The 18,789-nt window shown below is 70.9% G+C and carries 19 protein-coding genes; 8 read left to right on the top strand and 11 right to left on the bottom strand.

The window, feature by feature from the left end:
* Nucleotides 1-193: 193 nt before the first annotated feature.
* The 4 genes from AB0I91_RS01400 to arfA all read left to right on the top strand — a co-directional run bounded on the left by AB0I91_RS01400 (nt 194) and on the right by arfA (nt 4,886).
* On the top strand, nt 194-1,507 hold the full coding sequence (locus AB0I91_RS01400) for an ABC transporter substrate-binding protein (RefSeq protein WP_499611862.1): 1,314 nt from the start codon (nt 194-196) through the stop codon (nt 1,505-1,507).
* Between the two features lie 67 nt (nt 1,508-1,574).
* Nucleotides 1,575-2,540, top strand: coding sequence for a carbohydrate ABC transporter permease (locus AB0I91_RS01395; RefSeq protein ID WP_498772185.1), 966 nt, complete (start codon nt 1,575-1,577; stop codon nt 2,538-2,540).
* Nucleotides 2,537-3,376 carry a carbohydrate ABC transporter permease gene (locus AB0I91_RS01390; RefSeq protein WP_498772187.1) on the top strand — a complete coding sequence of 280 codons (840 nt, stop codon included), beginning with the start codon at nt 2,537-2,539 and terminating at the stop codon, nt 3,374-3,376. Before AB0I91_RS01395 ends, AB0I91_RS01390 begins: the two co-directional genes overlap by 4 nt.
* 7 nt (nt 3,377-3,383) lie before the next feature.
* Nucleotides 3,384-4,886 (top strand): arabinosylfuranosidase ArfA, encoded by a 1,503-nt coding sequence (arfA, locus tag AB0I91_RS01385; protein ID WP_498772189.1) that lies wholly within the window; start codon nt 3,384-3,386, stop codon nt 4,884-4,886.
* A gap of 55 nt (nt 4,887-4,941) precedes the next feature.
* Here the strand turns inward: arfA and AB0I91_RS01380 are convergent, their stop codons facing one another.
* From AB0I91_RS01380 to AB0I91_RS01370, 3 genes are all read right to left on the bottom strand, one after another.
* Entirely contained in the window at nt 4,942-7,332 is a 2,391-nt protein-coding gene (locus AB0I91_RS01380) for an ATP-binding cassette domain-containing protein (RefSeq protein ID WP_499634595.1), read from the bottom strand.
* Between the two features lie 117 nt (nt 7,333-7,449).
* The gene (locus tag AB0I91_RS01375; protein ID WP_498772193.1) at nt 7,450-7,860 is read right to left on the bottom strand and encodes a VOC family protein; all 411 of its coding nucleotides are present in this window, start codon (nt 7,858-7,860) and stop codon (nt 7,450-7,452) included.
* Between the two features lie 10 nt (nt 7,861-7,870).
* On the bottom strand, nt 7,871-8,314 hold the full coding sequence (locus AB0I91_RS01370) for a helix-turn-helix transcriptional regulator (RefSeq protein ID WP_498772195.1): 444 nt from the start codon (nt 8,312-8,314) through the stop codon (nt 7,871-7,873).
* 85 nt (nt 8,315-8,399) lie between these two features.
* Between AB0I91_RS01370 and AB0I91_RS01365 the strand changes: the two genes are divergently transcribed.
* Nucleotides 8,400-8,924: a hypothetical protein gene (locus AB0I91_RS01365; protein ID WP_498772197.1), complete on the top strand. Its 525-nt coding sequence runs from the start codon at nt 8,400-8,402 to the stop codon at nt 8,922-8,924.
* Nucleotides 8,925-8,926: 2 nt separating this feature from the next.
* On the opposite strand, the gene AB0I91_RS01360 is transcribed toward AB0I91_RS01365, so the two are convergent.
* Nucleotides 8,927-9,964 carry a sigma-70 family RNA polymerase sigma factor gene (locus AB0I91_RS01360; protein ID WP_499634592.1) on the bottom strand — a complete coding sequence of 346 codons (1,038 nt, stop codon included), beginning with the start codon at nt 9,962-9,964 and terminating at the stop codon, nt 8,927-8,929.
* Between the two features lie 76 nt (nt 9,965-10,040).
* On the opposite strand from AB0I91_RS01360, the gene AB0I91_RS01355 reads away from it, so the two are divergent.
* Nucleotides 10,041-10,862 (top strand): alpha/beta fold hydrolase, encoded by an 822-nt coding sequence (locus AB0I91_RS01355; RefSeq protein ID WP_498772201.1) that lies wholly within the window; start codon nt 10,041-10,043, stop codon nt 10,860-10,862.
* Nucleotides 10,863-10,912: 50 nt separating this feature from the next.
* On the opposite strand, the gene AB0I91_RS01350 is transcribed toward AB0I91_RS01355, so the two are convergent.
* Together AB0I91_RS01350 and AB0I91_RS01345 are read right to left on the bottom strand one after the other, a co-directional pair.
* Nucleotides 10,913-11,125, bottom strand: coding sequence for a DUF397 domain-containing protein (locus tag AB0I91_RS01350; RefSeq protein WP_498772203.1), 213 nt, complete (start codon nt 11,123-11,125; stop codon nt 10,913-10,915).
* A gap of 24 nt (nt 11,126-11,149) precedes the next feature.
* The gene (locus AB0I91_RS01345; protein ID WP_499634589.1) at nt 11,150-12,031 is read right to left on the bottom strand and encodes a helix-turn-helix domain-containing protein; all 882 of its coding nucleotides are present in this window, start codon (nt 12,029-12,031) and stop codon (nt 11,150-11,152) included.
* A 201-nt stretch (nt 12,032-12,232) separates the two neighbouring features.
* Between AB0I91_RS01345 and AB0I91_RS01340 the strand changes: the two genes are divergently transcribed.
* Nucleotides 12,233-12,736 carry a hypothetical protein gene (locus tag AB0I91_RS01340; protein WP_499634586.1) on the top strand — a complete coding sequence of 168 codons (504 nt, stop codon included), beginning with the start codon at nt 12,233-12,235 and terminating at the stop codon, nt 12,734-12,736.
* Nucleotides 12,737-12,751: 15 nt separating this feature from the next.
* On the opposite strand, the gene AB0I91_RS01335 is transcribed toward AB0I91_RS01340, so the two are convergent.
* Nucleotides 12,752-13,951 carry an MFS transporter gene (locus AB0I91_RS01335; RefSeq protein ID WP_499611869.1) on the bottom strand — a complete coding sequence of 400 codons (1,200 nt, stop codon included), beginning with the start codon at nt 13,949-13,951 and terminating at the stop codon, nt 12,752-12,754.
* A gap of 156 nt (nt 13,952-14,107) precedes the next feature.
* Between AB0I91_RS01335 and AB0I91_RS01330 the strand changes: the two genes are divergently transcribed.
* Nucleotides 14,108-14,866, top strand: a complete 759-nt coding sequence (locus tag AB0I91_RS01330; RefSeq protein ID WP_499634584.1) for a HEAT repeat domain-containing protein — start codon at nt 14,108-14,110, stop codon at nt 14,864-14,866.
* 52 nt (nt 14,867-14,918) lie between these two features.
* On the opposite strand, the gene AB0I91_RS01325 is transcribed toward AB0I91_RS01330, so the two are convergent.
* The 4 genes from AB0I91_RS01325 to AB0I91_RS01310 all read right to left on the bottom strand — a co-directional run bounded on the left by AB0I91_RS01325 (nt 14,919) and on the right by AB0I91_RS01310 (nt 18,729).
* Complete coding sequence (locus tag AB0I91_RS01325) at nt 14,919-15,317, bottom strand: pyridoxamine 5'-phosphate oxidase family protein (RefSeq protein WP_498772213.1); 399 nt, start codon at nt 15,315-15,317, stop codon at nt 14,919-14,921.
* Nucleotides 15,318-15,337: 20 nt separating this feature from the next.
* Nucleotides 15,338-16,774: an MFS transporter gene (locus tag AB0I91_RS01320; protein ID WP_499634581.1), complete on the bottom strand. Its 1,437-nt coding sequence runs from the start codon at nt 16,772-16,774 to the stop codon at nt 15,338-15,340.
* Between the two features lie 73 nt (nt 16,775-16,847).
* Complete coding sequence (locus AB0I91_RS01315; protein ID WP_499634579.1) at nt 16,848-17,336, bottom strand: MarR family winged helix-turn-helix transcriptional regulator; 489 nt, start codon at nt 17,334-17,336, stop codon at nt 16,848-16,850.
* Nucleotides 17,337-17,388: 52 nt separating this feature from the next.
* The gene (locus tag AB0I91_RS01310) at nt 17,389-18,729 is read right to left on the bottom strand and encodes a glycoside hydrolase family 6 protein (protein ID WP_499634576.1); all 1,341 of its coding nucleotides are present in this window, start codon (nt 18,727-18,729) and stop codon (nt 17,389-17,391) included.
* Between the last annotated feature and the right edge of the window lie 60 nt (nt 18,730-18,789).

Below are 18,789 nucleotides of genomic sequence, written 5' to 3'. Positions count from 1 at the left end.
GCAATACCGGTGCCACGGTGGCAACACGGTCGGTTCCCCCGAACCCGCCGGCCGTGGCGCGACACCCGGACCACGACCCCGAGGGCGTCGGATCGCACCTCGCGGGGTCGACGCACACCTTGTACGTCTCGCTCACGCACCGTGATCGCGGTCGCGCATGCACTGGCGCATGCCGCGACGGAAAGGCGCACTCATGCTCGGCACCACCTGGTTGGCGAAACTCCGAGGAGGGCTCGCCGCCTGCGGCCTGCTCGCCGTGGCCGCGTGCGGCGGGGCCGGCGGCGACGACGGCGGACCCGTGACGGTGTCCGTCTGGGCCTGGTACCCGGAGTTCAAGGGGGTGGTCGAGGCGTTCAACGCCAGCCACCCCGACATCAAGGTCGAGTGGACCAACGCCGGCACCGGGGCGGACCACTACGCCAAGCTGAAGACCGCGATCACCGCGGGCAAGGGCGCGCCGGACGTGGCGATGGTGGAGTTCCAGCAGATCCCCACGTTCATCATCCTCGACGCCCTGGCGGACATGGGTGAGCACGGCGCCAACGAGGACAAGGGCCTGTACGCCGACTGGGCGTGGGAGCAGGCCACCGACGGCGAGAAGGTCTACGCGATCCCGGTCGACGGCGGCCCGATGGCGCTGATGTACCGCAAGGACCTGTTCGACCAGCACGGCATCGGCGTGCCGACCACGTGGGCCGAGTACGCCGAGGCGGCCGTGAAGATCAAGGCGATCGACCCGGCCGCGCACATCGCGAGCTTCGGCAGCGACGGCGGCTGGCTCAACGGCCTGATGTGGCAGTCCGGCTGCCGCCCGTACGGCTACTCGCACACCACCGCCAAGGACCAGGTGAAGATCAACCTGACCGCGCCGGAGTGCGAGCGGGTGGTCGACCTGGTCGGCGACCTGGTCGACAAGGGCCTCATGGCCAAGGACCCGTTCTTCACCGCCGACGCCACCGCCGCGCTGGACTCCGGCAAGTACTGGACGTGGGCCGCGGCCGGCTGGACGCCCGGCTACCTGGCGGGCTCGTTGAAGAACACCGCGGGCAAGTGGGCGGTCGCGCCGATGCCGCAGTGGACCGCGGGCGCCGACGAGCAGGGCGACTGGGGCGGCTCCACGTTCACCGTGACCAAGCAGGCCAAGAACCCGAAGGCCGCCACCACCGTGGCGCGCGAGCTGTTCGGCAAGTCCGACGCGGCCTGGCAGATCGGCCTGGACAAGGCGTTCCTCTACCCGCTGGTCAAGGACGTCGCGGCGGACCCGGCGTTCACCGGCAAGGCCTACGACTTCTTCAACGGCCAGAAGGTGAACGAGATCTTCGTGCCGGTGTCGGAGAAGCTGGGCGACTTCCAGTTCACGCCGTTCCAGGACTTCGTGTACGGCGAGCTGAACGACCGCAGCGCCGAGGCCATGTCGGGCAGCAGGCCGTGGGGCACGGTGTTGGAGGAGACGCAGAAGAACGTCGTCGCGTACGCCGAGCAGCAGGGCTTCAAGGTCAGCAAGTAACGCTCCGGCGGCCCGTCGCGGCGAGCTCGACGCCGCGGCGGGCCCAGGCCAAGTCAGGAGGTTCACCGTGACGCGGTCCACGCCGATCGCGGCGCCCGAGGCCGACCACCCGCCGGCCGCCGCACCGGTCGAATCCCGGGCGCGTCAGCGGTCACGCCGGGTCACCGCGCACCCGGTGGCCGGGGCGCTGTTCGTGCTGCCGTTCTTCCTCGTCGTCGTCGCGTTCCTCGTCGTGCCGCTGGGCTACGCGTTCTGGCTCAGCCTGTCCAGCAAGAGCCTCGCCCTCGGCACCCGGTTCAGCGGCCTCGACAACTACGTGCGCGCGTTCACCGACCCGTTGCTGCTCGACGGCCTGCTGCGGGTCGTCCTGTTCGGACTCGTGCAGATCCCGATCATGCTCGGCATCGCGCTGGCGGGCGCGCTCGTGCTGGACGCCGTGACCACGAAGTTCGCCGTGGCGTTCCGGCTCATCGCGTTCATGCCCTACGCGGTGCCCGCCGTCGTCGGCGCGCTCATGTGGGGCTTCCTCTACAGCCGCACGTTCGGCCCGTTCGCCGACCTGCCGACGCTGGTGGGCGGCGACCCGATCGACTTCTTCAGCGTCTCGTTGCTGCTGGTGTCGCTGGGCAACATCGTGACCTGGGCGTGGACCGGCTACAACATGATCATCCTGTACTCGGCGCTGCAGGGCGTGCCGCGCGAGATGTACGAGGCCGCGGTGATCGACGGCGCCACGCCGGTGCAGATCGCGTTGCGGGTCAAGGTCCCCGCGATCAAGCAGGCCATCTCGCTGGCCGCGATCTTCACCGTCATCGGCACCATGCAGTTCTTCACCGAACCGCAGATCATGGCCCGGTTCGCGCCGCAGATCTCGGCCGGGTACACGCCGAACCTCTACGCCTACAACCAGGCGTTCGCCTACTCGGACTTCCACTACTCCGCCGCGCTGTCCTTCGCGCTCGGCTTCCTGGTGTTCGTGGTGGCCTACGCGTTCGTGTTCGTCAACAACCGCCGGCGGGGGAAGCGCGCATGAAGGTGAAGACCCGGCTCCCGCACCTGCTGATGGGCGTGGGCATCCTGTACTTCCTCGTCCCGCTGCTGTGGGTGCTCGTCGCGGCCACCAAGAGCCAGCCGGACCTGCTCGACAGCCCCGCGCTGTGGTTCGCCGAGTTCAACCTGTTCGAGAACATCGGGCTGCTGTTCCGCGAGGACGACGGCGCGTACGGCAAGTGGCTGGTCAACACGGCGCTGTACTCGGGCCTGAGCGCGCTGGGCGCGACGGCCCTGGCGGCGGCCGCGGGCTACGGCCTGGCGCGGTTCCGGTTCCCGGGCAAGCGGCTGTTCGAGACGGCGCTGCTGGGCATGATCATGGTGCCCGCCACCGCGCTGGTGCTGCCGACCTACCTTATCCTGTCCGAAGTGGAACTCGTCGACACGATGTGGGCGGTCATCCTGCCGTCGCTGCTCAGCCCGTTCGGCGCGTACCTGATCCGCGTCTACGTGGACGAGAGCGTGCCGGTCGAGCTGATCGACTCCGCCCGCATCGACCGGGCGGGCGAGCTGCGCATCTTCTGGCAGATCGCGGTGCCGATGATGCGGCCGGCCATCGTCACCGTCTTCCTGTTCACCCTGGTCGCCACCTGGAACAACTACTTCCTGCCGCTGGTGATGCTCAGCGACGCCGACCTCTACCCGCTGACCGTCGGCCTGACCACCTGGTTCAACACCGCGCAGCAGGAGGCAGGCACCCGCATGCTGTTCAACCTCGTGGTGACCGGCTCACTGCTGGCCATCGTCCCGCTCATCGTCGCCTTCGTCCTGCTGCAGCGCTTCTGGCGCAGCGGTGCGACGGCAGGCGCCCTGAAGTAGGAGCATCGTGCTCAACGCCTCCCTTTCCCTCAACCCCGACTACGTCATCGCGCCCGTGCGACGCCGGCTCTTCGGGTCGTTCGTCGAGCACATGGGCCGCTGCGTCTACACCGGCATCTACGAACCCGGCCACCCGACCGCCGACGAGGACGGTTTCCGGGGCGACGTGCTGGAGCTGACCCGTGAGATGGGGGTGGAGCTGGTCCGCTACCCCGGCGGCAACTTCGTCTCCGGCTACCGCTGGGAGGACGGCGTCGGCCCCGCCTCGCAGCGACCCGTGCGCCGTGAGCTGGCCTGGCACAGCCTCGAGACCAACGAGGTCGGCGTCGACGAGTTCGTCCGCTGGGCGCGCAAGGCCGACGTCGAGGTCATGTACGCGGTGAACCTCGGCACGCGCGGTGTCGCCGAGGCGCTCGACGTGCACGAGTACATGAACCACGACGGCGGAACGCACCTCTCCGACCTGCGCCGCCAGAACGGCTCCGAGAAGCCCCACGGCGTGAAGCTGTGGTGCCTCGGCAACGAGCTCGACGGCCCGTGGCAGCTCGGCCACAAGACCGCGCACGAGTACGGCAGGCTGGCCGCCGAGACGGCCCGCGCGCTGCGGCAGGCCGAGCCGGACCTGGAGCTGGTGGCGTGCGGCAGCTCCAGCTCGTCCATGCCGACGTTCGGCGAGTGGGAGTCCACCGTGCTGGAGCTGGCGTACGACGAGGTGGACCACATCTCGCTGCACGCCTACTACGAGGTCATCGACGGCGACGTGGACAGCTTCCTCGCCTCCGCCGCGGACATGGACCACTTCATCGACAGCGTGGTGGCCACCGCGGACGCGGTCGGCGCCCGGCTCAAGAGCAAGAAGAAGATCACGCTCTCGTTCGACGAGTGGAACGTCTGGTACATGAAGCGGTTCCAGGCCGAGCCGCGCACGGAGTGGGAGGTCGCGCCGCGGGTCATCGAGGACCAGTACGACGTCACCGACGCCGTGGTCGTCGGCAACCTGCTGATCTCGCTGCTGCGGCACAGCGACCGGGTGGCCGTGGCGTGCCAGGCGCAGCTGGTGAACGTGATCGCGCCGATCCGCAGCGAGCCGGGCGGCCCGGCGTGGCGGCAGACGACCTTCCACCCGTTCGCGCTGACCTCGCGGTTGGCGCGGGGTCAGGTGCTGCGGGTGGAGACGTCCTCGCCGACGTACCAGACCAAGCGCTTCGGCGACGTCCCGGTGGTCGACTCGGTCGCCACGCACGACGAGGAGACCGGCGACACGGTGGTGTTCGTGGTCAACCGGCACCGGACGGAGCCGGTCGAGCTGAAGGTCGCGCTGGCCGCGTTCGGCGACGTCGAGGTGGCCGAGGCGTGGACCGTGCACGACCCGGACGGCTCGGCCACCAACACCGAGACCGACCCGGACCGCGTGGTGCCGAAGCCGCAGACCGCCGACATCGCCGACGGCGAGCTGCGGGTCGTCCTGCCGCCCGTCTCGTGGACCGCGGTGCGGCTGGCGAAGGCGTAGCACGGGCGACACCGGTCAGGCCCACCGGGAACGGGGGCCTGACCGGTGCGGCGCCTCAGGCGCCGACGTAGTCCGCGAGGTGCTCGCCGGTCAGCGTGGCGCGCTTGGCCACGAGGTCGGCGGGCGTGCCCTCGAAGACGATCCGGCCGCCGTCGTGGCCCGCGCCGGGACCGAGGTCGATGATCCAGTCCGCGTGCGCCATGACCGCCTGGTGGTGCTCGATGACGATGACCGACCTGCCCGAGTCGACCAGCCGGTCGAGCAGGCCGAGCAGCTGCTCGACGTCGGCCAGGTGCAGGCCCGTGGTCGGCTCGTCGAGGATGTAGACCTCGCCCTTCTCGGCCATCTGGGTGGCCAGCTTCAGCCGCTGCCGCTCACCGCCGGACAGCGTGGTCAGCGGCTGGCCCAGCGACAGGTAGCCGAGGCCGACGTCCACGAGCCGGTCGAGGATCTTGTGCGCGGCCGGCACCCGCCCGTCGCCCGTCTCGAAGAACGACTCCGCCTCGATCGCGGACATCGCGAGCACCTCGGCGATGTCCTTGCCGCCCAACGTGTACTCCAGCACCGACGCCTGGAACCGCTTGCCCTCGCAGTCCTCGCAGGTGGACTCGACGGTCGCCATCACGCCCAGCTCGGTGTAGATGACGCCGGCGCCGTTGCACGTGGGGCAGGCGCCCTCGGAGTTCGAGCTGAACAACGCGGGCTTCACGCCGTTGGCCTTGGCGAACGCCTTGCGGATCGGTTCGAGCAGGCCGGTGTACGTCGCCGGGTTGCTGCGCCGCGAGCCGCGGATCGCGCCCTGGTCGATCACCACCACGCCCTCGCGGCCGGCCACGGAGCCGTGCACCAGGGAGCTCTTGCCCGACCCGGCGACGCCGGTGAGCACGCACAGCACGCCGAGCGGGATGTCCACGTCCACGTCGCGCAGGTTGTGGGTGTCGGCGCCGCGCACCTCCAGCGCACCCGACGGCGTCCGCACCGAGTCCTTCAACGACGCCCGGTCGTCCAGGTGCCGCCCGGTGAGGGTGTCGGAGCCGCGCAGCCCTTCGACCGTGCCCTCGAACACCACCTCGCCGCCGCCCGTGCCCGCCTTGGGCCCGAGGTCGACCACGTGGTCGGCGATCGCGATCACCTCGGGCTTGTGCTCGACCACGAGCACCGTGTTGCCCTTGTCCCGCAGCCGGAGCAGCAGGGCGTTCATCCGCTCGATGTCGTGGGGGTGCAGGCCGATGGTGGGCTCGTCGAAGACGTAGGTGACGTCGGTGAGCGACGAGCCGAGGTGGCGGATCATCTTGGTGCGCTGCGCCTCGCCGCCGGACAGCGTGCCCGACGGCCGGTCGAGCGAGAGGTAGCCCAGCCCGATGTCCACGAACGAGTCCAGGGCCCGCCGCAGGTTCACCAGCAGCGGCGCCACCGACGGCTCGTCGAGCTCGCGCACCCAGTCGGCCAGGTCGCTGATCTGCATCCGGCACAGGTCGGCGATGTTGCGGCCCTTGATCTTCGACGCGAGGGCTTCCTTGGCCAGGCGCGTGCCGTCGCACTCGGGGCACGTCGTGAACGTCACCGCCCGCTCCACGAACGCCCGGATGTGCGGCTGCATCGCGTCGACGTCCTTGGACAGGTACGACTTCTGGATCTGCGGGATCAGCCCGGAGTAGGTCAGGTTGATCCCGTCGACCTTGATCTTGGTCGGCTCCTTGTAGAGCAGGTCGTGCAGTTCCCGCTTGGTGTACTTGCGGATCGGCTTGTCCGGGTCGAAGAAGCCGCAGCCGCGGTAGATGCGGCCGTACCAGCCGTCCATGCTGTAGCCGGGGATGGTGAGCGCGCCGTCGTTGAGCGACTTGCTGTCGTCGTACAGCGCGGTCAGGTCGAAGTCGTTGACCGCGCCCATGCCCTCGCAGCGCGGGCACATGCCGCCGAGGCGGTTGAACGTCGCCTTCTCGGCCTTGGTCTTGCCGCCCCGCTCGACCGTGATCGCGCCGCTGGCCTTCACCGACGGCACGTTGAACGCGTACGCGTTGGGCGGGCCGATGTGCGGCGTGCCGAGCCTGCTGAACAGGATGCGCAGCATGGCGTTGGCGTCGGTGACCGTGCCGACCGTCGAGCGCGGGTTGGCGCCGAGCCGCTCCTGGTCCACGATGATCGCCGTGGTCAGCCCTTCGAGCACGTCGACCTCGGGCCGTGCCAGCGTGGGCATGAAGCCCTGCACGAACGCGCTGTAGGTCTCGTTGATCATCCGCTGCGACTCGGCGGCGATCGTGCCGAACACCAGCGAGCTCTTGCCCGAGCCGGACACCCCGGTGAACACCGTCAGCCGGCGTTTCGGGATCTCGACGCTGATGTCCTTGAGGTTGTTCACGCGCGCGCCCTGCACGCGGATCAGGTCGTGGCGGTCGGCGAGGAACGGCTCGGGCGACTGCGCTTGCGTCCTGGTGGCCTTGCTCATCGTGTCTCCATCCGGTGGTGCCGGGCGCGTAGGCGGTTGGGTGCGTAGGCGGGTGGGTGCGGTCGCCCCGCTCCTGCGGGCGTCGGAGCGGGGGCGGCACTCGCTGGGACGTGCGGGTCAGCGCAGCTGCTGGATGCGGATCAGGTTGCCCGCCGGGTCGCGGAACGCGCAGTCGCGCACGCCGTAGGGGTGCTCGGTCGGCTCCTGGACGACCTCGGCGCCGTCGGCCTGGAGCTTGTCGAACGTGCCGTCGAGGTCCTTGGTGGCCAGGTTGATCCCGGCGTAGGTGCCCTTGGCCATCATCTCGACGATGGTGCGGCGCTCCTCGTCGGTGACGCCGGGGTCGGCGGCCGGCGGGTGCAGCACGATCGACGTGTCGGGTTGGCCGACGGGACCGACCGTGATCCAGCGCATGCCCTCGTAGCCGACGTCGTTGCGGACCTCGAAGCCGAGGGTGTCGCGGTAGAAGGCGAGCGCGGCGTCCGGGTCGTCCTGCGGGAGGAAGGTCTGGTGGATGCTGATGTCCATGGCGGTCACGCTAGGTGGGGTCCGAAGCGGACGCTTCTCGATTCCTGACCGGTCTGGTGACCTGCTTGGCCACGCACGCGGGCATGCCCACCGTCTCGCCGGTCGCCTCGCGCCGGTACTCGCTCGGCGGCACGCCGACCAGCTCGGTGAACCGCGTGCTGAACGTGCCCAGCGACGAGCAGCCGACCGCGAAGCAGACCTCCGTGACGCTGAGGTCGCCCCGCCGCAGCAACGCCATCGCGCGCTCGATGCGCCGCGTCATCAGGTAGGAGTACGGTGACTCGCCGTAGGCGCGCCGGAACTGGCGGCTGAGGTGCCCGGCCGACATGTTCACGCCGCGCGCGAGCGCCTCCACGTCCAGCGGTTGCGCGAACTCGCGGTCCATCCGGTCGCGGACGCGACGCAACCGGGCCAGGTCGCGCAGGTGCTGCGTCGCGGCGGAGGTGCTGGTCACGTGCGCGATCGTGCCACATGACGGTGCGTGGAGCAGGCGGAAACCCGGTGTCACGCGGGCCCTTGATCGTGGCAGTCTGGCCGACGTGACCACGCGTGAGCTGATGTTGATCGGCGGCGGCGCCGGTGTGGGGAAGTCGAGCGTCGGGTGGGAGGTCTCCCAGGTGCTCCGGCAGCGGGGGACGGCGCACTGCCTGGTGGAGGGCGACTTCCTCGACCAGGTCCACCCCGCACCCGCCGACGACCCGCACCGCACCGGGATCACCGAGCGCAACCTGGCCGCCGTGTGGGCCAACTACGCCGCGCTCGGTCAGCACCGGCTCGTCTACACGAACACGGTGAGCGTGCTGGAGGAGCCGATGATCCGGCGTGCCCTGGGGGAGGGAGACGTCCGCTCCACCCTCGTGCTGCTCACCGCGTCGGAGGCGACGATCCGGGAACGCCTCGCGCGCCGTGAGATCGGCTCACAGCTCGCGCCGCACATCGAGCGGAGCCTGGCGATGGCACGCCTGCTGGACGCCGACGCGCCGCCCGGCACCGTCCGCGTCCCGACGGACGGCCGGTCCGTCGAGGAGATCGCGCACGAGGTGGTGCGCGCCGCCGCCTGGTGACGTCACGGCAGTGAGGCGGGCAGGCCGAACGCCGGGAAGTGCTCCGCGCCGACGAACGACGTGACCTCCCGGATCAGGTCGCCTCGCAGCGTCAGCACGTTGATCGCCCACGCCGCGTACGCGCCCGCGCCGTCGTCCCACAGGTAGCAGGCGACGGCGGGTTGGCCGTTGGCGCCGGTCGGCAGGTGCCGCCACGGCGGGCAGTCGCCCATCGGCACCCGCATGACGAAGTCGCGGACCGCGTCGATGCCGCGGTACCAGTGCGGGAACGGCGGCATCGACCAGGTGACGTCCTCGGTCAGCAGCGCGACCATGGTGTCGGCGTCACCGCGTTCCAGCGCGCCGGCGTAGTCGGCCACGACCTGCCGCAGGCGCGCGTCGTCGATGAGCCGCAAGCTCTGCTGCTGGGTGCGCTCGGGCACCTTCTCGGCGACCACCCGGCGGGCTCGGGCCAGCGCGGAGTTCACCGACGTGGCCGAGGTGTTCATCATGGCGGCGATCTCGGCCGCGGAGAACCCGAGCACCTCGAACAGCAGCAACGCCGCCCGCTGGTTGCCCGGCAGGTGTTGCAGGGCGGCGACGAAGGCCAGCTCGACGGCTTCGCGCCGCGCGTACCGCCCGGCCGGCCCGCCGTCGCCCAGGCCCTCGTCGGGGTACGGCCCGAGCCAGGCGACGTCGGTCACGGGCGCCTGGTCGACCACCGCGTGCTCGCTGGCCGGCCCGAGGTCCACCGGCAGCGCGCGCCGGCCACGGCTCGCCGCGGTGTCCAGGCACGTGCGGGTGGCCACTGTGTACAGCCACGAGCGCAGTGAGCTGCGCCCCTCGAAGCGGCCGAGCCCGCGCCACGCCCGGAGCAGGGCGTCCTGGAGGGCGTCGTCGGCGTCGTGGGTGGAGCCGAGCATGCGGTAGCAGTGGGCGTGCAGCTCCCGGCGCAGCGGTTCGACCAGGCGGGTGAACGCCTCACCGTCGCCTTCCCGGGCCCGGGCCAGGTCGGGCTCCTCGACACCGGTCGCGGAACTCGTCGCAAGAACTTCGCTCACGAGCGACGATTCTGCCCCACGTGGACGGTCACTACCGACGAACGAGCACTTCAGAGGAGTTCCAGGAGGATCCGCGATGACCAAGACCGCCACCACCGACACCCTGCGGGTGCCCGACGCGCTGCTGCACTACGAGGTGCGTGGCCGCGGACCGCTGGTCGTGCTCGTCGGCGCGCCGATGGACGCCAGGGCGTTCGAGCCGCTGGCCGACCTGCTCGCCGCCGACCACACCGTGCTGACCACCGACCCGCGCGGCATCAACCGCAGCAAGGTGGACGACCCGGACCGCGACGCGACGCCGGAGCTGCGCGCCGACGACCTGGCCAGGCTCATCCGGCACGTGGACGCGGGCCCGGCGACCGTGCTCGGTTCCAGCGGCGGCGCGGTCAGCGTGCTGGCGCTGGCGCAGGCGAACCCCGGGCTGGCGCACACCGTGATCGCCCACGAGCCGCCGCTCGACCAGCTCGTGCCGGACCGGGAGGACCTGCTCCGGCGGACCGACGAGATGGTCGCCACCTACCTGGCCGGCGACGCGCTGGGGGCGTGGCGGCAGTTCCTGGCCATCGCGAACATCCAGATGCCCGACGAGGTGGTCGAGCACATGTTCGGCGGCGAGCGCGACCCGCAGGACCTCGCCGACGAACGGTTCCAGTACGAGCACATGCTGCGGCCGACCGTCCGGTGGGAACCCGACTTCGACGTGCTGCGCTCGGCGTCGAGCCGGATCGTGGTCGGCATCGGCGAGGACTCGGGCGGCGAGCTGTGCGAGCGCACCTCGGAGGCGCTGGCCGCCGGCCTGGGCATCGAGCCGACCAGGTTCCCGGGCGGTCACATCGGCTTCGCCGACGACCCGGACCGGTTCGCCGTCCGGCTGCGCGAGGTGCTGGGGGAGGGCTGAGCGTCCCGGCACTCGGTTCCGGCGTCCGGAGCCGAGTGCCGGTGATCAGGTCAGGCCAGGTCGTCGAACTCCCCGGCCTTCACCCCGAGCAGGAAGGCCTTCAGCTCGGCCTTGGTGTAGGTCACGACCGGGCCGGCGTCGCCGAGCGTGGAGTTGCGCATCGCCACGCCGCCGTCAGGCAGCGCCGCCAGCTCGACACAGTCGTTGCCGCCGCCCTCACCGTTGCTGAAGCTGCTCTTGCGCCACGTCAGGTGCTCGGTCATCGCTCATCTCGCCTGAGTAGTCGGTTACCTGGCCGGATCCGGGCCGAAGGAGGCCGCTGCGTCCAGTATCAGGGCACGAGACGCCTGCAAGTCCAGCGCTGCGACCCGGCGGCGGTCCCATGCGACCCTATAGGCCTCGGTGGCAGTCCGGCGGTCGCGATAGAACGCCTCCACGTGACTGTCGATCTGGACCACGTCGCCCGTCGCCCCGACCGGGAACCGGAGCAGCGTGAAGGTGGAATCCAGGCCCGGGTAAGCCCCGGAAGCGATCGGTTGGATCTGGATCTCGACGTTGGGCAGCTCGCAGGCAGCCGCCAGGGCCAGGAGTTGTTCGCGCATGATCGCCGGTCCGCCGACCGGGAGGCGCAACGCGAACTCGTGGATGACCGCGCGGATCATGGGGGCGTCGCGCTTGGTGACGACTTGTTGGCGGGCTTTGCGCAGTTTGACCAACTCCTCGATCCGCCCGTCCGAGAGCAGTTCACCGTTGCGCAGCCACAGCTGCCGCATGTACGCCTCGGTCTGGAAGTACAGCGGGACGTAGCTGAGGGTGACCGCCATGATCTCGATGGCGTCGTTGCGCTCCAACTCCAGGAACGCGCGAGCCCTCACCGGCACGAACATCGGGAACTCGCCGCGCTTGGTGCTCGCACGGGCCTCGCGGGCCAGTTCGAGCAGCATGGCCAACTCGTCGTCCGCCACGCCGTACGCCTTGGCCAGGGTCTCGACCTCTTGGCGCTTGAACTTGAACTGGCCGGACTCCTTGCGGGTCAGCGTCGGACCGGTGACCTCGATCAACCCGGCGGCGCGGTCGCGGTGGACGTCGGCTTCCTTGCGGAAGCTGCGCATCGCGGCGCCGAGCTGCCGTCGTTGGCTGATCGCGCTGTCATCGTTCTTAGTCGCCAAGGCGCACTCTCCATCGTGATCACCACACGGCCGTCGTGCCACACGTGTTTATCGCACGTGCACCCATTTGAACACCGACTTCACCCGTTTGAACCGGCGGTGAAAACGTACGTACGTGCTTAATTCTGCCGGGAAGTGGTGGGTGAGCCACAGGTTCTCACGCCTGTGGTCGACACGATCGAGGAACCTGGTGGTGATGTGGTGAGCTGGGCGAGGGGCCGGATCGCGACGAGCGTCCGCATGGACGTGGGCGACGGTGTGCCGGTCGACCTGCGGGGCGGTCTGGACGACCAGGCGTTCCTGGCGATCGGTGACGGCATCGAGATCACCTTGCGCGAGTCCCACGTGCGCGCGCTGCGGGACCAGGCGACGGCGGCGCTGGGCGACATGGCGCTGGTCGAGGCCGCTGACCGGGTGGTGGACGCCGTCTACAACGCGGGTGCGCAAGCGCGTACCGCCGCCGTGCTGGCACGGGAGAAGGCCGAGACCGCCCAACGGGCAGGTGCCGGCGATCAGGCGACCGTGGCGTTCGAGGCCGCCCGGCACGCGGCCGAAGCGGCCGAGCAGGCCCAGGTCGCGGTGCAGGCGGCGGCCGAGGCGATGAGGTTCGCCGACGAGGCGGCGGAAACGGCCATGGCGGCGGCAGGGGCGGCGACCCAGGAGCCACCGGGACAGGACGCCGGACAGCCGGCGCGCCTGGTGTGACGTCCGGCTTCGGCGCTAGGCGGGCACGCGGGTGCGGCCGACCGTGACCGACAGGGCGGCCACCGCCAGCCCGGCCAGGCTCAACGCCACCCCGACCCACGCGGTGGAGGTGTAGCCCCAGCCCGCGCCGATAGCCAGCCCGCCCAGCCACGCGCCCGCGCCGTTGGCGATGTTCAACGCCGAGTGGTTGGACGACGACGCCAGCGACGGCGCGTCCGGCGAGGCGTCCATCAGCCGCACCTGCAACGCCGAGGCCAGCACCTGCGACACGAGCCCGATCAGGAACACGGTCGCGAACGCCATCACCGGCGAGGTCGCGGTCAGCGCGAACACCACGAGCACGCCCGTCACCGCGATCAGCGAGCCGAAGACGGTGCCCATGACCGAGCGGTCGACGAACCGGCCGCCGACCGTGGCGCCGATCGTCATGCCGAGCCCGAACACCGCGAGCACCCACGGCACGGCGGACGAGGACAGCGCGGTCACCTCGGTGGTGATCGGCGAGATGTAGGAGTAGACGGCGAACATGCCGCCGAACCCGATCATGCCGGTGAGCAGCGCGAACCACACCTGCGGCCGGCGGAACGCGCTCAGCTCGGCGGCCACGCTCGCGTCCCTCGGCGCGGGCACCCGCGGCAGCCACCTGGCCACCGCCAACGCCGTCGCGACCGCGATCGCGGCCACCGCGAGGTACGCGACCCGCCACCCGATCTGCTGACCGGCGGCGGTGGCGACCGGCACGCCGACCAGGTTCGCCACGGTCAGGCCGACCATGATCCGGGCGACCGCCGTGCCACGTCGTTCCGGTGGCACGAGGGTGGTCGCGACCACGGCCGCGATGCCGAAGTACGCGCCGTGCGGCAGCCCGGCCACGAACCGCGCGGTCATCAGCAGGGCGGTGTTCGGCGCGAGGGCGGACAGGCCGTTGCCGAGCGCCAGGGCCAGCGTCAGGGCGATCAGGAGGCCCTTGCGCGGCAGCTTCGCGGCCAGCCCGGCGATGAGCGGCGCGCCGACCACCACGCCGAGCGCGTACAGGCTGATCGCGTGGCCGGCGGTGGGGATGGAGATGTCGAACGTGGCGGCCATCTGCGGCAGCAGGCCCATGGTGGCGAACTCGGTCGTCCCGATGCCGAACCCGCCCAGCGCGAGCGCGAACATCGCCGCCCCGCCGCCCTTGCCACGACGAGTCACCGCGGACTCGACGGTCGCCGTCATGCGTCGCTCCTGTCAGCTGTCCCGAGTCGACAGTGACCGCGCGACGTGGATTCCTTAGCTACCGAAACGACTTTAGCGGTCCGCTCCGCCCAGCCCACCCCCGCCACCGCGTGCCACTGCTCACACGGCGGCGTCCGCGAGCCCGGGAATTCGCTGGTGAGCGCCGCGATCGGCGAGGCAGACTCCTCGACCGTGACCGCCGAGATCACCCGCCTGATCGGGCTCCTGAACGACGACTCGATCGAGGTCGTCCGGAACGCGGAGGCCGAGCTGATCTCGATGGGCGGCGAGGTGGTCCGGCCGCTGGCGGACGCGGTGGGGTCGCTGGACGCCTACGGGCAGCTGTGCGCGATCGAGGTCTTCGACCACTTCGGCGACCCCGCCGCCGGTCCCGCGTTGATCGGTCTGCTCGGCAGCGAGGACGAGGCGGTTCGGAGGTGGTCGACCTGGTCGGTCGGCGAGCTCCGCCTCCGGGAGGCGGTGCCGGCGCTGTCGGCCGCGCGCGAACGACTGCGCGCCGAGGGCGGGCCGCCGGACGGGGGCGAAGCGGTCGAGGTCCGTCGCGCGCTGACGCGGCTGGGCGCGCGGCGGGAGGTCTGGCCGCCGTTGACGGCGTCGTTGCGGACGACGGCGCGCGACCTGCCCCGGGCCTGGCCGTCGGACCGGCTGGCGGAGGTCGTCGACGACCTGGCCGACCACGACCAGGCGGTGCTGGGCTTCAGGCTGGCGCTGGTGTTCCCCGCGCACACCACCTGGGTCAGCCACGAGGGGCTCGACCTGCGCCTCGACGTCCGGAAGCCGTGGCCGCAGGTGGTCGAGGACGCGCGGGAGTCCGCGTTGGTCGAGGCGGCCTTCGTGGAGCCGCGGCCGAACCTGTTCGCGACCCTGCAGTGGATCGGTCGGGACGACGTGTGAACGCCGCCCCGACCGATCGCCCCGCTCCGTTGCCCCTGATCAGCCGCCCCGGTCAGGCGCCGGTCTGAGGCCCCACGTCCAGCGCGGTGCCGTAGAGGCGGGTCGCGGGGAACGTGATGGTCAGGCGGCGGTCCGGTGCGAGGTCCGGGCCGTCCGTCGTCTCCACCAGTTCCGCCTCGCCCTCCACCACCGCGAACGACCACACGTCCGGTCCGCTCACGTGCAGCGACACCTTCGGGTCGGCCCGCAGCTGACGGGCTTTCACCCGGTCGGCGGTGGTCGACACCCGGATCACCCGGTCCTCCGCGTCCCACTGGTAGAGCACGGTGGACAGGTGGGGGTGGCCGCTGCGCTTCACGGTGGCGAGCACGCCGAACCGCTGCCCGCCGATCAGGGCCACCAGTTCGTCGTCGGTCAGGGTGCGGGGCGCGGGGCCGGCGTTGACGGTCATGTCGATCTCCTTCGAGGAAGTCAGCGGGAACGCTTGCGCAGGACGAGGAGCGTGACCGCGAACGCGGCGGCCAGCAGCGAGGCGGCGACGGTGAACGCCACGTGGTACCCGGCGGTCAGCGCGGCCGGCTCGGCGGCGCCGGACGCCAGCTCCTCCTCGGTCCGCGCGGCGGCCAGCGTGGACAGCACGGCCACTCCCACCGCCATGCCGACCTGCTGCGTCGTGTTGAACAGGCCGGACACCAGGCCCGCGTCGTCGGGCTTCGCGTCGGACATGCCCAGCGACGCCAACGCGGGCAGCACCAGCCCGCCGCCGGCGATCAGCAGCATGACGGGCAGCAGGTCGGCGGCGTAGTCGGCGTCCACCGGGACCGCGGCCAGCTTGACCATCGCGCCGGCCAGCAGCGCCAGCCCGGCCAGCAGCACCGCGCGTTCACCGACGCGGGTGTTCAACCGGGCCGAGACGAACAGCGACACGCCGCCGATCGCGACCGCCGCCGGCAGCATCGCCAACCCGGTGGCGAGCGCGCTGTAGGCCAGCACCTTCTGCATGAAGAGCGCGACGATGATCTGGAACGCGAACATCGCGGACAGGGTGAGCACCTGCACCAGGTTCGCGCCGACCACGTTGCGCGACCGCAGGATCCGCAGCGGCATCAACGGCGTCCGCGCCCGGGCCTGCCGAACGGTGAACGCGGCGAGCAACGCGACCGACAGCGCGCCGAGACCGAGCGTGCGGGTCGCCGTCCAGCCGTACCGCTCGACCTCGACCACGGTGTAGATGCCGAGCATCAGGCCGCTCGTGACCAGCGCCGCGCCGAGCACGTCGGCGCCGGCGGACAGACCCGCACCCCGGTCGGCCGGCAGCACGCGGACCGCCAGCAGCACGGTGGCCACGCCGATCGGCAGGTTGATGAAGAAGATCCAGTGCCAGCTCAGCGCGTCGGTCAGCACGCCGCCGAGCACCTGCCCGATGGACGCGCCCGCCGCGCCGGTGAAGCTGAACACGCCGATCGCCTTGGCGCGTTCAGCCGGGTCGGTGAACAGCGTGACCAGGATGCCGAGTACGACCGCCGACGCCATCGCGCTGCCCGCGCCCTGCAGGAACCGGGCCGCGATCAGCAGTTCCGGCGTGCCGGCCGCGCCCGCCAGGATGGACGCGGCGGTGAAGACCGCGTTGCCCGCGAGGAACACCGTCTTGCGCCCGATCAGGTCGCCGAGCCGGCCGGCCAGCAGCAGCAGACCGCCGAACGCGATCAGGTAGGCGTTGACCGTCCAGCTCAGGCCGGCGGGGGAGAAGCCCAGGTCGCGCTGGATGGCGGGCATGGCGACGGTGACGACGCTGCCGTCGAGGATGGTCATCAGCATCGCGGCGGACAGCACGACCAGCGCCGACCAGCGGTTCGCGCGGGGTGTGCCGACCGGGGTGTCGTGCGGTGCGTCGAGCGAGGACGACATGGGTCTCTCCTGTTCCGGTGGGGACAGGAGGAACCGTAGCGGATAGTTTTGTTACAGACAATCTGTCGCGGACTTACCTCGTGCTCTCGCGGGCGCGACGGGCCGTCTGCGGTGCCGGGATCGGGGTCGACAAATGGTCGCTGACCAGCAGGTTCAGTGCGTGCAGGAGTGCTTCTCGATCTTTGCCGGGCAGTGACTCCAGGGCGGCCCGGTGCACCCCGTCGACGACCGCCTGGCTCTGCTTCGCCAGCTCGGCGCCCTTCTCGGTGACGGCGATGATCCGGGCCCGCCGGTCGGTGCCGGACGGCCGGCGCTCGGCGAGGCCGGCCTTCTCCAGCGCGTCCACCGTGACCACCATCGTGGTCTTGTCCATGTCGCCGATCTCGGCCAGCTGGATCTGCGTGCGCTCCTCCTGCAAGGCGTGGACGAGGACGCAGTGCATGCGGGCGGTCAGGCCGATCTCGGCCAACGCCGCCGCCATCCGGGTGCGCAGCACGTGACCGGTGTGGTCCAGGAGGAACGACAGGTCGGACTCGGTGCGGGCTGGGGCCATGGCGGACATGGCCCCAGTCTAGCTACCGGTACAACACTGGATTATCCGCAAGAAACCGAGTTCAGAGCGCCGGGTGGGCGTTGCGCAGCAACTGCTGGAACTGCGCCGAGTGCCAGTGGCCGGCCAACGGCGAGTCGCCCATCGCCCCGGTCGGGTCCGGGCTGGCGTTCGGGCGACCGTCGTAGGTGGGGTCGCACTCCCGGTTGAAGTTCTCGCCGTCGATCGGCACCGGGAAGCTCACGCCGTCCGACTCGCCCGGCGGTTTCATCCACACGTACGCGTCGACGTTCGGTCGGGGCGCGGCGACCGGGCGTTCGCCCAGGCCCGTGCCGGTCTGGTTGCACCAGTTCCAGATCCGGGCCCGGCGGTCGAGCCGGCTGGTGTCGACGTAGGTGTCCACGGTCGTCTCGTACCCCGGCTTGGTCGGCCGGTTCGGGCCGCCCCAGCCGTTGCGCGAGGTGTCGAGCAGCACGCCGACGTGCGGGTCGAAGCCCGCCGCGACGGCCTCGGCCCGGAAGAAGTCCACAAAGGACAGCTCGTCGATGAACGGGTTCCAGTCGACCCACCTGCTCTGCTGGATGTGCTGTCCGTTGATCACCGTCTTGACGATGAACTCCTCCCGCAGCGCCGAGTAGTTGGCGGTGTTGGCGATGAAGCCGTGCACGCTGCCGAGCCGGCTGCCGCCCGAGGTCGCCGCCTTCACCAGCAGTTCCAGCGTCGGCTTGCGGTTGTCGTCCCAGCCGATGTGGCCGTGGTGGCTGATGTCCAGGTAGTTGTAGACGTTGCGGATCGCGCCGAGCTTCGCCAGCGCGTACCCGATGCCCTCGGTGTACGAGCCGGCGGCCTTGACGTACTCGCAGGTCAGCGTGGCGTCGTAGCGCGGCTGGACGTGGGTGACGAGGTAGGGCAACGAGTTGGGCTCCACGACCGCGACCACCCGCAGCCGCGCGTACGCCGGGTCGGCCAGGATCGCGGCGATCGGGTCGATGAACTCCTGCTTGTAGCGCGGCAGCTCGTTCCAGGCCAGCTCGCCGTTGGTGGCCAGCCGACCGCAGTCGCGGCCGGGCAGGTTCCACAGCACGAGCTGCACCAGGTCGGCGTTCTGCCGCAGGGCTTCGTCGAGGTGGCCGCGCAGGCCCAGCTTCCCGTTGGCGCCCCGGACGGACGCGATGCTGCCGAGCCACACGCCGGTCGGCTGCTGGGCGACGGCCGCCCCGCCCGGCTCGGCGGCGGCGTGCGCGGACCACTCCGGGTTGACGTAGGGGCGGGCGCCGACGTACGGGTTGTCGACGCGTGGCGACCAGTGCGGCGCCGTGCTCGCGCCGGCGGGGGCGGTGACGACGAGCCCGGCGGCGATCGCGACCGCCATCAGCGCGTGGCCGACGCGGATGAGGGATCTCATGTACTGCTACCTCCGGTGATCACAACGATGTGAGGGAGGCGGTGTGCTGCCACCGTACCG

Origin of the sequence: Actinosynnema sp. NPDC049800, assembly GCF_040656635.1 — a bacterium.
GTDB lineage: Bacteria > Actinomycetota > Actinomycetes > Mycobacteriales > Pseudonocardiaceae > Actinosynnema.
This window is presented reverse-complemented; position numbering and strand designations above follow the sequence as displayed.

Bases quoted from the DNA above. Each gene is read 5' to 3' on its own strand.
- AB0I91_RS01400 (WP_499611862.1), top strand. From the start codon at position 194: ATGCTCGGCACCACCTGGTTGGCGAAACTCCGAGGAGGGCTCGCCGCC.
- AB0I91_RS01390 (WP_498772187.1), top strand. From the start codon at position 2,537: ATGAAGGTGAAGACCCGGCTCCCGCACCTGCTGATGGGCGTGGGCATC.
- AB0I91_RS01380 (WP_499634595.1), bottom strand. From the start codon at position 7,332: ATGAGCAAGGCCACCAGGACGCAAGCGCAGTCGCCCGAGCCGTTCCTC.
- AB0I91_RS01375 (WP_498772193.1), bottom strand. From the start codon at position 7,860: ATGGACATCAGCATCCACCAGACCTTCCTCCCGCAGGACGACCCGGAC.
- AB0I91_RS01355 (WP_498772201.1), top strand. From the start codon at position 10,041: ATGACCAAGACCGCCACCACCGACACCCTGCGGGTGCCCGACGCGCTG.
- AB0I91_RS01350 (WP_498772203.1), bottom strand. From the start codon at position 11,125: ATGACCGAGCACCTGACGTGGCGCAAGAGCAGCTTCAGCAACGGTGAG.
- AB0I91_RS01335 (WP_499611869.1), bottom strand. From the start codon at position 13,951: ATGACGGCGACCGTCGAGTCCGCGGTGACTCGTCGTGGCAAGGGCGGC.
- AB0I91_RS01325 (WP_498772213.1), bottom strand. From the start codon at position 15,317: ATGACCGTCAACGCCGGCCCCGCGCCCCGCACCCTGACCGACGACGAA.
- AB0I91_RS01320 (WP_499634581.1), bottom strand. From the start codon at position 16,774: ATGTCGTCCTCGCTCGACGCACCGCACGACACCCCGGTCGGCACACCC.
- AB0I91_RS01315 (WP_499634579.1), bottom strand. From the start codon at position 17,336: ATGTCCGCCATGGCCCCAGCCCGCACCGAGTCCGACCTGTCGTTCCTC.
- AB0I91_RS01310 (WP_499634576.1), bottom strand. From the start codon at position 18,729: ATGAGATCCCTCATCCGCGTCGGCCACGCGCTGATGGCGGTCGCGATC.